This window comes from Pseudomonas sp. BF-R-26, from assembly GCF_019947395.1.
Lineage (GTDB): Bacteria > Pseudomonadota > Gammaproteobacteria > Pseudomonadales > Pseudomonadaceae > Aquipseudomonas > Aquipseudomonas farris.
The window spans coordinates 56,179-68,745 of sequence record NZ_JAGYGK010000009.1; the positions used below are offsets into that span (position 1 = coordinate 56,179).

The window sequence follows — 12,567 nt, forward strand, 5'->3', positions numbered from 1 at the left end:
GATCATGGCCGCACTGGAAACCCTGCAAGTCTTTCAAGCGCTTAACCGCTCGCCCAACGCTCGCCTGGAGCACAGCGCCGAGCTCGGTGACGGCATGGCTGCGGCTTTGTGGAACAACCACCATGACGCCCAGGACTACGAAGCGCCGAGCCATCACACCTTGTCCTGCTACATCGCCGGCGGCACCGGCACCTTTCGCCGCGACCAGCCCGGTACCAAGGGCGGCCCGGACAAGCTGTGCATTCTGCCGGCCGACCATCAGTCAGGCTGGGTGATCAATGGCGATATTCGCCTGGCCCACCTGTATTTCAGCCCCGAACAATTTGCCCTTGGCTGCGTCACGCTGCTGGATCGCGAACCGCGGGAATTGCAGTTACGCGAGCGCACGTTCCTTGAAGACCCGCAGCAAGCCCGGCGCTTTCGACAGTTGATCGCCCTCAACTGGGATGAACCGGGTGAACGTCTACTCACCAGCAGCCTGGCCCACGAAATGCTCAGCCATGCCCTGCTCAGCCAGGTCGGCGTGCGTGAGGGCTTGCGCCTCAAAGGTGGATTGGCGGCGCATCAACGACGGCAGTTGGTGGAATTCATCGACCATCAAATGGCCGAAGCAATCAGCCTCGGGCAGTTGGCGGCATTGTGTGCGCTGTCGGAATACCACTTTGCGCGGATGTTTCGTGTGAGCTTCGGTCTGCCGCCGCATCAGTATGTGCTGGCTCGGCGACTGAGCCGCGCGCAAGAGTTACTGCGCGGGACGTCGCAGCCGTTGGGGGATATTGCGTTGGCCTGTGGGTTTGCCAGTGCCAGCCATTTCACCAACCGGTTTCGCCAGGCGCTGGGTGGTACGCCCGGGGAATATCGGCAGGCGTTTTTGCGGTAGCGCTGCAAGCCAGTGGATTTTCGGTGCCTATGCTCGCGAAGAACGATGACGCGGTCTCCAGATCATCGGATCAGAGAAACCGGCCAGGAGCCAATTGCCGGATGCAGCCTCCGCCCCTACAATGCGAACAATTCTTGTTCTCTAACGTATCGAAATACGTCCGGAGCGGTTCCGTTGTCGTCAGCCACTACCGTCGAAGTCCTTTATCACGCCCATCACAACTGGCTCACCGGTTGGCTGCGGCGCAAACTCGGCTGCCCTGACAGCGCCGCGGATCTGGCTCAGGACACATTCATTCGAGTGCTGACGGCACGGCAAACGCCCCAAATCATCGAACCGCGGGCGTTCCTCACCACCATCGCCAAGCGTGTGCTGTTCAATCATTACCGCCGTCAGGATCTGGAGCGCGCCTACCTCGATGCGCTGGCGCAGATGCCGGAAATCGTCGCGCCGTCGGAGGAAGATCGGGCGATCATCCTGCAAACGCTGATGGAGCTCGACCAGTTGCTCGACGGTTTGCCGCGCCTGGTCAAACGCACCTTTCTGCTGGCTCAGGTCGATGGTTTGACTTATCCACAGATCGCCGCCGAACTGGGTATTTCCATCGCGACGGTCAAACGGCACCTGAACAAAGCGGCGATGCGCTGCTACTTCGCACTATGAACAGCCCTGCGGATTTTTCCTCTCAAGTGGCCGAGCAGGCCGTGCACTGGTGGATGGAAATCCAACAAGGGCCGTTGAACCCGCGCCAGCAAATCGCCTGGCAGCAATGGCTCGATGCTCACGGTGAACATCGGCGGGCCTGGGAACATATTCAGCGAGTCAATCAACGCTTGCGCGGTTTGTCTTCACCGCTGGCCCACGCCGCCCTCAACGCTCCGAAATCCGCCGGCCGTCGTCAGGCATTGAAGCTGTTGCTGATTCTCGGCGCGGGTTCTGCAGTCACCTGGAGCATGCGTGAACACAATCCGCTGACGCCGTTGCTGGCCGACTACCGCAGCCCGATCGGCCAGCGACGTAAAGTGCCGCTCGGCGATGGCAGCCAAGTACAGCTCAACACCGCCAGTTCGGTCGATGTGCGAATCGAAGGTCAGCAACGGCTGATCCGCTTGCTCGAAGGCGAAATGCTGCTGACCGCCGCCCAGGCGTTTCAAGTACAGACCGCACAAGGCCTGTTGAAAACCCAAGGTGGGCGGCTGAACGTGCGGCAGTTTGCCGATCACACTGAGGTGGCGGTGTTCGAAGGCAGCGTCGAATTGACGCCCGATGGCGGCGCGCCGCTGATGCTGCAAACCGCCCGGCAGTTGAGCTTCGGCGCACGCGGCATCAGCGCTCCCCTGCCACTGGACGCCAACAGCGGCGCCTGGGCCGACGGCATGCTGGTGGCTGCGCACATGCGCCTGGGGGATTTCCTCGATGAACTCGGTCGCTATCGCCGGGGGCAGCTCAATTGCGCGACGAATGTCGCCGATCTGCTGATCTCCGGGACTTATCCACTGGACGACAGCGAGCGGATCCTTGATCTGCTGGAAATCAGTTTGCCGGTGAAGGTGAGGCGGTTTACCCGGTATTGGGTGACGGTCGAGGCACGGGCCTAGTGATCGTTCCCACGCAGAGCGTGGGAACGATCTTCACAGCAAGATCAAAAAAAGTGAGCCGTTTTTCAGATCTGGCGTGACAGAGAAGGAAAGCCCCCTTGATTCAACCTTCTCAGGATCGCCCTCCATGCAACCCACCCGTCTCACACCTATGGCTCGCACCTTGCGCCAACTCTTGCTGGGCGCCAGCCTGAGCTTCGGCGTTCTGCCATTGGTGCATGCCGCTGATGCCAAGCCGTACCACATCGCACCGTCCTCGCTGGAGAACGCACTTAACCAGTTTGGCCGTGAAGCCGGCGTGCTGATCTCCTTTGGCTCGCAGGTCACCAGCGGTGTGCAGAGTCGCGGCCTGGAAGGCAACTACACCCCTTCGCAGGGTTTGAGCGCGTTGCTCGAAGGCACCGGCCTGCAAGCTCGCGCCGAGGGCAACAATGCCTTCAGCCTGCAACCGGCGGGTGATGCGGCGCTGGAGCTGGACACCTCTAAAGTGGTCGGCGACTGGCTCGGCGATGCAGCTCAAACCAACGTCTTCGAACATCCCGGCGCTCGCGACGTGATCCGCCGCGAAGAATTCGAACGCCAGGGCGCGACTCAGGCCAGGGACGTGCTCAATCGCATCCCGGGGGTCAACGCGCCAGACAACAACGGCACCGGCAGCCATGACATGGCACTGAACTTCGGCATTCGCGGGCTCAACCCACGGCTGGCTTCACGCTCCACGGTATTGATGGACGGCATTCCGGTGCCCTTCGCACCTTATGGTCAGCCGCAGTTGTCGTTTGCGCCGATCAGCATGGGCAATATGGACGCGGTCGACGTGGTGCGCGGCGGCGGCGCGGTGCGCTACGGGCCGCAGAACGTCGGCGGTGTGGTCAACTTCGTGACCCGCGCCATTCCCGATGAGCCGACGGTCAAGGGCGGCTTCCAGACCGAAACCAGTCCATCGTCCAGCCATGACGGCTTCAAAACCACCGGTAATTTGCTGGCCGGCGGCACGGCCGATAACGGTCTGGGCGGCGCGATTCTGTACTCGGGCACCCGCGGCGGTGACTGGCGCGAACACAGCGACACCGAAATCGACGACCTGATCCTCAAGGGCAAATACCAGCTTGATGACGCCAACAGCTTCAACGCCATGGCCCAGTACTACGAAGGCAAGGCGGACATGCCCGGCGGGCTGAACGTCGCCGATTACGACGCCGATCCGTACCAGTCGACCCGCCCAAAAGACCAATTCTGGGGCCGCCGCACGATGTTCAATTTCGGCTATCGCTATCAGGAAGATCGCCGCGAGTTCACCGCCAATACCTTCTTCACCAAAACCCTGCGCAGCGGTTATCTGGACCAGGGCACGTTCCTCTCACTATCACCTCGTGAATACTGGGTCCGCGGCCTGGAAACCCGTTTCGCCCAAGGCTTCGATCTCGGCCAGACCAGCCATGAAGTCGGCGTCGGCTATCGCTACATCAACGAGGCCGGCCACGAACTGCGCTACCGCACGCCGATCGCCAGCAACGAATACCCAACCACCAGCAGTCGCAACGACCGCGATACCCGGGGCGGCACCGAGGCCAATGCGTTCTTTGTCGATGACCGGATCGATATCGGCAAGTGGACGATTACGCCGGGCATCCGCTACGAAATGATCGAATCGCAGCAGACCAACAACCTGACTAACGTGAAATACAAAGGTGACTACAACACCGCCCTGCCGGCGTTGAATGTGCTCTATCACCTGACCGACAGCTGGAACCTCTACGCCAATACCGAAGGATCGTTCGGCAGCGTGCAGTACAGCCAGATGCCTAACCGGGTGACCAGCGGCGAAGTCAAACCGGAGAAGGCGCGCACCTGGGAGCTGGGTACCCGTTACGACAACGGCGCGTTGCGGGCAGAGATTGGTGCGTTCCTGATCAACTTCGACAACCAGTATGAAAGCAATCAAACCAACGACTCGGTGATCGCCCGAGGCGAAACACGCCATCAAGGCATCGAAACCAGCATCAACTACGCTCTCGACGACTTGAGCCCGGCGCTGGCCGGTTTCGATGTGTACGCGACATACGCCTATGTGGACGCGACCATCCGCGAAGATGGGGCGAACAAGGGCAATCGTGTGCCGTTCTCCTCGAAACACAAAGGCACGCTCGGCGTCGGTTATACCGAAGGCGCGTGGAAACTGAACCTGGACAGCAGCTATCAGAGTGATCAGTTCGCTGACAACGCCAACACCTCGGCCGAAAGCGCCGATGGCAGCACCGGCAAGATTGCGGGGTACATGTTGTTCAGCAGTCGCGCGGCGTATGACTTCGGGCCGAAGTTGTCGGACCTGAACGTGGCGGTGGGGGTGAAGAACATCTTCAACCACCAGTACTTCACCCGCTCGTTCGATGATAACAACAAGGGCAAGTACGTGGGAGAACCGCGGACGGTGTATGTGCAGACTTCGGTCGCTTTTTGATTCAATGGCGGCTAGCGCACACCCTTGCCCCCGTTGGACGGCGTAGCAGTCCCAAAACCATTCAATGAGTTGTGTCAGGCAAAACCGGATAGCAGGTTTTGCGACTGCTACGCAGCCGAACGGGGGCAAGCCCCCTCGCCACAGCAAGCTCCCTCGCGACAGGGACCGGTGGATGCTGAAACAAGAACGGGCCTGCATAAGCAGGCCCGTTTTTTAGGTGAAGATAAAGTGGGAAGGTAAAAAGTGAATCAGGCCTCAGCCGTTTTGTGCAGCCTGTTCGTTCTCGAGAAACTCGTCTTCCAGCAGCGCATCGGCCGTAGGCCTTTCGAACGGCACTACAGCGGCACGTGGTTTGCCCCGCAGCTTGCCGAACAGATGTTCAAGCGCATGTTCGAGTTTTTCGGCCGCACCGTCGATCGCCAGTTCCAGGTTAGCGGCCTTATGAGTGACAGAAATCGGTTGGTGGCCTTTTGGCCGCGCTTCCAGCTGACAGCGCATATCGTGGGGACCGGGCTTGTCGCCGTTCTCGTCCCGCAGATGGACCTCGACGCGGGTCAGGTCCTCCTCATAACGTTCGAGCGTGCTCTCAATGGTAGTACGTACCCACTCCTCCAGTCGGATGCTGCTTTGAATATGGTTATCGCTATTGACTTGGATTTGCATAGTTCCATCCCTTATTTCAGCTAGCTCGCGAGAGGCCCTTCGGCTGGCCCTTGGGCTTCATCACCGTGACCTCTTGGTTACACAATCGGTGTGTGCGCAGAACATTTCAACCCCTAAGAAAAGATAAATTTTCATACGCAAAAAAAGCCGGACAAGGAGCAAAAGCGCTGTTAAGGTCGGGAGTTGGGTCGCCTCGCTCTTTTGTCATAATTGCTCACATCTGCCGCTCCGCCAGTGGGTGCAGGCTACGAAAAACCCCCGCCTCCTCCACCAGCCAGTCATGCACCGCGCGTACGCCCGGATGGCTCAGCGCGCCCGGCGCATAGAGCAGCACGTAACGCTTGTGATTAGGCACCGCCAGGCCAAATGGCACGATTAACGTCCCGCGCTCCAGTTCATCGTTGAGCAGCGTTCGCCGCGCAATCGCCACCCCCATCCCGGCAATCGCCGCTTCGATGGTCAGGTGGTTACGATTGAAGGTGTGCCCGCGCCGCACATCCGCGCCTTCGAAGCCGATAGCGTTGAGATAAAACTCCCATTCCGCGTACTCGTAACTGCCGCGCCAGGCGGTGATGTCGTGCAGCAACGGAAAATGCACCAGATCCGCCGGACCGTGCAGTGGCGGCCTTCCGCGCAACAGGCTCGGAGCGCAGACCGGAAAAATCTGCTCATCCAACAAGGCTGTGGATAACAATCCGGGATAACTGCCGTCGTTCAGGTCAATCGCCAGATCGAAGTCACCTTCGTGCAACGGAACACTGCTGTCCTCGGCCACCAGCCGCAGCTGAATATCCGGAAAGCGCTGTTGCAAACGCGGCAGGCGCGGGGTCAGCCACTTGCTCAGGAACGAGGGAATCGAGCGCAATCGCAAAATCCCGCTGATCATTCCCGCATCCAGTCGTCGCAACTCCGCATCGATGCTGCCGTAGGCTTCGTTGACAGTGATAGCCAATCGCTGGCCTTCGGCGCTCAATTCCACGCCCCGGGCGCGACGATGAAACAGGCGAAAACCCAGCCGCTCTTCCAGTTGGCGAATTTGCTGACTGACCGCCCCCGGCGTGATGTGGAGTTCTTCGGCGCAACGGGTGAAGGACAAGTGCCGCGCGGCACACGAAAACACGTGCAGCCAGACGTAAGTCTGGGCGTGCAATTGGCGACTCATTGTTTAGTCCTGCTAAAGGCTGTCTTAGGAAGTTTCGTTGGTCACGTAGGACCGAGGTTGGCAGTATCGCCGACATTGCGCTTGTCCTACAGAAATGGCAGCGATTTCTCTTCCATTGCTTGTATAGGCTTTAGCATGGCTATCAGTGTTTTCGATCTCTTCAAAGTCGGCATCGGTCCGTCCAGCTCCCACACCGTCGGCCCGATGCGCGCCGCCGCGTCCTTCGCCCAGACACTGATTGATCAATATTTACTGGCCGACGTACGGCGGGTAGAAATCCGACTCTACGGCTCCCTTTCGGCCACTGGCGTCGGCCACGCGACCGACCGTGCCTGCGTCATGGGCCTGATGGGCGAATGGCCAGACAGCATTGATCCGAACTCAATCGACAGCCGAATCCAAACCTTGCGTGAAACCGGCGAATTGAGTCTGGCCGGCGAATCGACCATTGCCTTCAACTGGCAACGCGATCTCCTGCTGCTCGACGAGAGCCTGCCCTACCACCCCAACGCCATGTCTCTGACAGCCTTCGGCGAAACCGGTGAGCTGTTCGAGCAGACGTACTACTCGGTGGGCGGTGGTTTCATCATCGAAGCAGCCGAAGCCGAGTCCGGCATTGCGCCGGCCAGCGATGTGGTCTTGCCCTACGATTTCTCCAGCGCCGCCGAATTACTCAAGCTCTGCAACCAACACGGTCTGCGGGTTTCCGAGCTGATGATGGCCAACGAACGGGCCTGGCGCAGCGACGCCGAGATCCGCCAGGGGTTGCTGCATATCTGGTCGGTGATGCGTGAATGCGTCGAGCAAGGCTTGCGCCACGAAGGCATCCTGCCCGGCGGTCTGAATGTTCCGCGTCGCGCCGCGAAATTGCACCGCAGTCTGTTGGAAATCGGCAAACCGAATGTCATCAGCTCCACCCTGTCAGCCATGGAGTGGGTCAACCTGTTCGCCCTCGCCGTGAACGAAGAAAACGCGGCCGGCGGACGCATGGTTACCGCGCCTACAAACGGGGCGGCGGGGATCATTCCCGCAGTGCTGCACTACTACATGAAATTCAACCCGGACGCGTCGGACGATGACGTCGTGGCGTTCTTTTTGGGCGCTGCCGCTGTAGGCATCCTCTGCAAGAAAAACGCCTCGATCTCTGGCGCCGAAGTCGGCTGCCAGGGCGAAGTCGGTTCCGCCTGCGCCATGGCCGCCGCCGGCCTGGCCGACATACTCGGAGCGACTCCCGAGCAACTGGAAAACGCCGCCGAAATCGGCCTGGAACACAACCTCGGCCTGACCTGCGATCCGGTCGGCGGTCTGGTGCAGGTGCCGTGCATCGAGCGCAACGCAATCGCTGCCGTGAAGGCGATCAACGCCACGCAAATGGCCCTGCGTGGCGACGGCAAGCACTTCATTTCCCTGGACCGGGTGATCCGCACCATGCGCGATACCGGCGCCGACATGCACGACAAATACAAAGAAACTTCACGGGGCGGCCTGGCTGTTAGCTGGGTTGAATGTTGAAGAACATTTCCTGACAGCCCGTAACACGTGAGCCCGAGCAAGAATAATAACGAGGCAAAAACGATGACCGATGTACGTACACCCGCTGCCGATAATCCCGCTGTAGACCTGACACGCAATAGCGAAATATCCCACAAAGGCTGGAGTAAACACGACACCACCTGGATGCTTGGCCTCTATGGCACGGCGATTGGCGCTGGCACGTTGTTCCTGCCAATCAACGCCGGTGTCGGTGGTTTCTGGCCGCTGCTGATACTGGCGGTGCTGGCGTTTCCGATGACCTTCTTCGCCCACCGTGGCCTGACGCGTTTTGTATTGTCAGGCCGCTCCGGGGACATTACCGAAGTGGTGGAAGAACACTTCGGCATCGGCGCCGGCAAGCTGATCACGCTGCTGTATTTCTTCGCGATCTTCCCGATTCTGCTGGTGTACAGCGTGGCGCTGACCAACACCCTGAGCAGCCTCATGGAGCACCAGTTGCACATGACGCCGCCGCCTCGGGCGATCCTGTCGCTGGGGTTGATTCTCGGCTTGATGGCCATCGTCCGTTGCGGTCAGGGGGTCATCGTCAAATGCATGAGCGTGCTGGTTTATCCGTTCGTTGCGGCGTTGCTGCTGCTCGGCGTCAGCCTGATCCCGAACTGGAACGGCGCGTTCTTTGCCACCGCCAGTGAAGGCATGCCGCTGCCACTGTTCTTCAAGACCTTATGGCTGGCGATTCCGGTGATGGTGTTCTCGTTCAACCATTCGCCGATCATCTCCGCCTTCGCCGTCGATCAGAAACAGCGTTACGGCGAGCAAGCCGAACGCAAAAGCAGCGGCATTCTCGCGATCGCTCACGTCATGATGGTCGTCACGGTGATGTTCTTCTGCTTCAGCTGCGTGCTGGCGTTGTCCCCGGCTGATTTGGCCGCAGCGAAGGCGCAGAACATTTCGATCCTGTCGTACCTGGCCAACCACTTCCAGACTCCGGTCATCGCTTACGCCGCACCATTGATTGCGCTGGTGGCGATCACCAAATCCTTCCTCGGCCATTACATCGGCGCCAGCGAAGGCTTTCAGGGGCTGATCGTGAAAAGCCTGCGTGGCCGTGGTCGCGTCATGTCCGCCAGTTGGCTGAACCGCATCACTGCGCTGTTCATGATCCTCAGCTGCTGGGCCGTCGCGACCTTCAATCCGAGCATCCTGGGCATGATCGAAACCCTCGGCGGGCCGATCATCGCGTGCCTGTTGTTCCTGATGCCGATGTACGCCATCCACCGCGTGCCGGCCTTGCGCCAGTACTCGAATCAGGCCTCGAACGTGTTCGTGGTGTTGATCGGTTTGATTGCACTGTCTGCGATCATCTACTCGTTCATGCCCTGAAACGGGCAGGCAAAAAGAAGGCGGGCCAGGGTGCTCGCCATTTTTTTGCCGTGTTCATTGTTCGACAATTTTTCCGGCATGCACCTTGCTATATCCCCTACGCAACACGGATGAAAGCGCATGAACATGGAAGGCCGGTGGTCTGGTGTTGCGAACTAATCCCGATCACGGCCGTCAACAACTGCACGTTCAATCAGGCGGTGACGCATTATGGACAACCCTTTTCAGCTCATTACCGATGCCTTTGCACCGGATTATCAAGTTAACCTGAGCATTCAGGGGCTGGACGGCAGCATCATGCTGACCCTCTCCAAAAGTGGCCGCGTAGTGGCCAAACGGATGATCAGTGCCGAACAGCGCAATGACCCCAAGCGCCTCAAACGCCTGGTGCAAAGCATTCAATTCGGCATCGCCATCGAACAGGGCCACAGCGCCGTGGCCATACTTGAAGCCATGACCGACGGCGACAATCGCAACCCGCCGCCGCCCTTGGTCAAATCCCGGCCCCGACCTTCAATGGGGCTTTAAATCTCGCCCTTCTCCACCTCGGGATGCTCACCGGAACCCGCACCGATCTTGCGTTGCGGGTGTTCGATCTTCACCGAAGGAAATTGCGACGAGGCGTAACGCACCACCAGAATCGCAAACGCCAGCAGCAGAATCCCGCCGCACAGGTAGATGATCCCCAGGTCCGGCGGATTGTGGTGCGAGACGTTGGAGATCAGCAGCCGCGTCAGTGCGGTGATCGCCACGTAGATCAGGAAGCGCACCGGCATGTGGTTGGTCTTGAAGTAAATCCCGACCATCGCCCCCAGTTCCAGGTAGATGAACAGCAGCAAGATGTCATCGATCTTGATGTGCCCCTGTTCGAGCATCCCGAGGAATTCCATCACTGCCGCCCACGCGGTCACCGCACCGATGGCGAACAGCGCCAGGTAGTGGAAGGTCTCGACGAACAGGTTGCCCAGGGACTCGGCCAGTTGGTGCACGTTCTGCCGCAGGTTCTCGGCCCAGTTGATTTTCACTTTGATTGTTCCTTAGCTCGGTTCGAGCGGATGATGCGGGTTGGACGTGACGGTTGTTCTGCATGCAGAAAAAAGGCCAGATACTGTTGGGTGAGATGATGGCTGCGTGACATGAGACACGTTGGCGGTGGTTGGACGGACGCCATCGCGGGCAAGCCCGCTCCCACAGGGTTCAGCGGTGATCCTTGTGGGAGCGAGCCTGCTCGCGATGGGAGCGCCACGGTTCACCTGACAAACCCTGAATTCGGTCTACATTAAAAAGCCACTACCCAAAGCGCAGGGATTCGCTTATCCTTTTCGCTGTATATAAATACAGTGGTCGAAACAGACAACTAATGTGAAGGCATGTGAGGTGGTGAATGGCCGTCGAAGTGGTATACCGCAGCAGCCGAGATCTGGAGCGCTTGTTCATGGATAAAGCCGAAGCTGACCGTCATGACAAAATGCTCGAACTGGCCGAATTGCTGGCTGAAGTGTTGCAAAAAGCCGTTCCGTCCCTGACCGAACAGCAAGTGGAAGAAGCCGGAATTTACATGGCGAAGAACCGTGATGTATTCGCCAAGGCATTCAAGAGCCAGCCGGACGCACTGTCCGAACTGCTGAATGCACCCGCCGAAGCCATTGAACCTGTTGAAGTAGCTGCGCCAGTTGAAGTAGCGGGCGCTGAGCCGACCAAGCCAGCCAAAGCCGCCAAGACACCAAAGTAAGCAATGCCCGAATTGAATAGGCCCTGAATCAAATGGCTCAGGGCCTTTTTCATGCCTGCAGGAAACCTAGGCCTCGGGTTGTTCCAGCGCCTCGACCAACGCTTTGAAGAATCGCGCCGCCTCGCCACCGGTGACCACTCGATGATCAAAGGTCAGGGACAGCGGCAGGATCGGATGCACCACCACTGCCCCCTCGACCGCCACCGGTTCATCGCGGATCGCCCCGGCAGCGAGGATCGCCACTTGCGGCGGCACCACCACCGGGTTGGCGTAGCGGCCGAACAAGGTGCCGAAGTTCGACAGGGTCAGGGTCGCCCCCATCATTTCCTTAGGCGGGATCGAGCGCGCCTGCACGTCGGCCCGCAGACGCATGACGCCTTCCTTCAAATCCGCTGACGTGCGATTGCCTACATCGCGCAGCACCGGCACGAACAAGCCGTCCGGGGTATCCACGGCAATGCCCAGATCGAGCCGTTCGTGTTGCTTGAGCGCCAGGGTTTTACCATCGAAGGCGCTGTTGAGCACCGGCTCTACGGCGCAGGCGGCCGCCATCGCCTTGGCCAGACGAATCAGCGGTTCTCGCGCCTGTCCCCAACGATACAAATCGGCATCACCGAAAATAGTCACCGGCACCACTTCGGCATGGGACCTGGCCATGTTCAGTGCCATGCTGCGTCGCACACCGCGCAGCTTCTCGCCGCCGAAGCGTTCGCGTTCCGTCTGGGCCGAATTCTCTACGTCGCTGCGGGTGATCTGGCCGTCCTGGCCGGAGCCGATCAAGGTGCTCAGTTCAACACCGAGCTGCCGAGCCAGTTGACGCACCGCCGGCGTGGCACGGTTCGCCAGGTGCTCACGAGTCGAAGGTGCAGCGCCGATGAAAAATGCATCCTCCTGATTCGTACCGCCGCCCTCAAGCCGCCCGACCACAGTGCCCGCATCCGCTTCGCCTTCGTAACCGAGCAGAGGTTCGCCAACGTGAAGGATGTCGCCCTCGCCACCGAATGTTTTCGCCACCACGCCGTCGTAGGGCGCGGGAATGTCCACCAGCGCCTTGGCGGTTTCCACCGACACCAGCAGTTGGTCGGCCTTGACGGTATCGCCGACCTTGACGTGCCAGCGAACGATTTCCGCTTCCTGCAAGCCTTCGCCCAGATCCGGCAGTTTGAAGTATTTCATCGCAACCTCCTCGGCCTC

At 59.6% G+C, this 12,567-nt stretch carries 11 protein-coding genes and 1 pseudogene; 8 read left to right on the forward strand and 4 right to left on the reverse strand.

Annotation, left to right across the window (positions count from 1 at the left end; genetic code table 11):
* Positions 1-4: 4 nt before the first annotated feature.
* The 4 genes from KGB18_RS14975 (at position 5) to fecA (ending at position 4,939) form a co-directional block, all read left to right on the forward strand.
* Entirely contained in the window at positions 5-880 is an 876-nt protein-coding gene (locus KGB18_RS14975) for an AraC family transcriptional regulator (RefSeq protein ID WP_123719961.1), read from the forward strand.
* A gap of 174 nt (positions 881-1,054) precedes the next feature.
* Positions 1,055-1,543 (forward strand): sigma-70 family RNA polymerase sigma factor, encoded by a 489-nt coding sequence (locus tag KGB18_RS14980; RefSeq protein WP_123719962.1) that lies wholly within the window; start codon positions 1,055-1,057, stop codon positions 1,541-1,543.
* On the forward strand, positions 1,540-2,478 hold the full coding sequence (locus tag KGB18_RS14985) for a FecR domain-containing protein (protein ID WP_201061891.1): 939 nt from the start codon (positions 1,540-1,542) through the stop codon (positions 2,476-2,478). Before KGB18_RS14980 ends, KGB18_RS14985 begins: the two co-directional genes overlap by 4 nt.
* 127 nt (positions 2,479-2,605) lie before the next feature.
* Positions 2,606-4,939 carry a TonB-dependent Fe(3+) dicitrate receptor FecA gene (gene fecA, locus KGB18_RS14990; protein WP_223570172.1) on the forward strand — a complete coding sequence of 778 codons (2,334 nt, stop codon included), beginning with the start codon at positions 2,606-2,608 and terminating at the stop codon, positions 4,937-4,939.
* 255 nt (positions 4,940-5,194) lie between these two features.
* On the opposite strand, the gene KGB18_RS14995 is transcribed toward fecA, so the two are convergent.
* Together KGB18_RS14995 and KGB18_RS15000 are read right to left on the reverse strand one after the other, a co-directional pair.
* Positions 5,195-5,602 (reverse strand): HPF/RaiA family ribosome-associated protein, encoded by a 408-nt coding sequence (locus KGB18_RS14995; RefSeq protein WP_008070486.1) that lies wholly within the window; start codon positions 5,600-5,602, stop codon positions 5,195-5,197.
* Positions 5,603-5,816: 214 nt separating this feature from the next.
* The gene (locus tag KGB18_RS15000) at positions 5,817-6,764 is read right to left on the reverse strand and encodes a LysR substrate-binding domain-containing protein (protein ID WP_123719965.1); all 948 of its coding nucleotides are present in this window, start codon (positions 6,762-6,764) and stop codon (positions 5,817-5,819) included.
* A 135-nt stretch (positions 6,765-6,899) separates the two neighbouring features.
* Between KGB18_RS15000 and KGB18_RS15005 the strand changes: the two genes are divergently transcribed.
* From KGB18_RS15005 to KGB18_RS15015, 3 genes are all read left to right on the forward strand, one after another.
* Positions 6,900-8,276 carry an L-serine ammonia-lyase gene (locus KGB18_RS15005; RefSeq protein ID WP_223570173.1) on the forward strand — a complete coding sequence of 459 codons (1,377 nt, stop codon included), beginning with the start codon at positions 6,900-6,902 and terminating at the stop codon, positions 8,274-8,276.
* 63 nt (positions 8,277-8,339) lie between these two features.
* On the forward strand, positions 8,340-9,641 hold the full coding sequence (locus KGB18_RS15010; RefSeq protein WP_038979021.1) for a serine/threonine transporter: 1,302 nt from the start codon (positions 8,340-8,342) through the stop codon (positions 9,639-9,641).
* A 210-nt stretch (positions 9,642-9,851) separates the two neighbouring features.
* Positions 9,852-10,169 (forward strand): DUF3509 domain-containing protein, encoded by a 318-nt coding sequence (locus KGB18_RS15015; protein WP_123496706.1) that lies wholly within the window; start codon positions 9,852-9,854, stop codon positions 10,167-10,169.
* Here the strand turns inward: KGB18_RS15015 and KGB18_RS15020 are convergent.
* A complete protein-coding gene (locus tag KGB18_RS15020) occupies positions 10,166-10,666 on the reverse strand; it encodes a phosphate-starvation-inducible protein PsiE (RefSeq protein ID WP_007903272.1) in 501 nt (166 codons plus the stop codon). The two genes, KGB18_RS15015 and KGB18_RS15020, sit on opposite strands and share 4 nt — an antisense overlap.
* Positions 10,667-11,025: 359 nt before the next feature.
* Here KGB18_RS15020 and KGB18_RS15025 point away from each other — a divergent pair.
* Positions 11,026-11,280, forward strand: a pseudogene (locus tag KGB18_RS15025) (YebG family protein); the annotation flags it as partial.
* 159 nt (positions 11,281-11,439) lie between these two features.
* Here KGB18_RS15025 and KGB18_RS15030 read toward each other — a convergent pair.
* A complete protein-coding gene (locus KGB18_RS15030) occupies positions 11,440-12,549 on the reverse strand; it encodes a dihydrolipoamide acetyltransferase family protein (protein ID WP_123719968.1) in 1,110 nt (369 codons plus the stop codon).
* Positions 12,550-12,567: the final 18 nt, after the last annotated feature.

Coding starts and splice junctions, on each gene's coding strand:
- KGB18_RS15000 (WP_123719965.1), bottom strand. CDS start 6,764: ATGAGTCGCCAATTGCACGCCCAGACTTACGTCTGGCTGCACGTGTTT.
- KGB18_RS15010 (WP_038979021.1), top strand. CDS start 8,340: ATGACCGATGTACGTACACCCGCTGCCGATAATCCCGCTGTAGACCTG.
- KGB18_RS15015 (WP_123496706.1), top strand. CDS start 9,852: ATGGACAACCCTTTTCAGCTCATTACCGATGCCTTTGCACCGGATTAT.
- KGB18_RS15030 (WP_123719968.1), bottom strand. CDS start 12,549: ATGAAATACTTCAAACTGCCGGATCTGGGCGAAGGCTTGCAGGAAGCG.
- KGB18_RS15005 (WP_223570173.1), top strand. CDS start 6,900: ATGGCTATCAGTGTTTTCGATCTCTTCAAAGTCGGCATCGGTCCGTCC.
- fecA (WP_223570172.1), top strand. CDS start 2,606: ATGCAACCCACCCGTCTCACACCTATGGCTCGCACCTTGCGCCAACTC.
- KGB18_RS14985 (WP_201061891.1), top strand. CDS start 1,540: ATGAACAGCCCTGCGGATTTTTCCTCTCAAGTGGCCGAGCAGGCCGTG.
- KGB18_RS14995 (WP_008070486.1), bottom strand. CDS start 5,602: ATGCAAATCCAAGTCAATAGCGATAACCATATTCAAAGCAGCATCCGA.
- KGB18_RS14975 (WP_123719961.1), top strand. CDS start 5: ATGGCCGCACTGGAAACCCTGCAAGTCTTTCAAGCGCTTAACCGCTCG.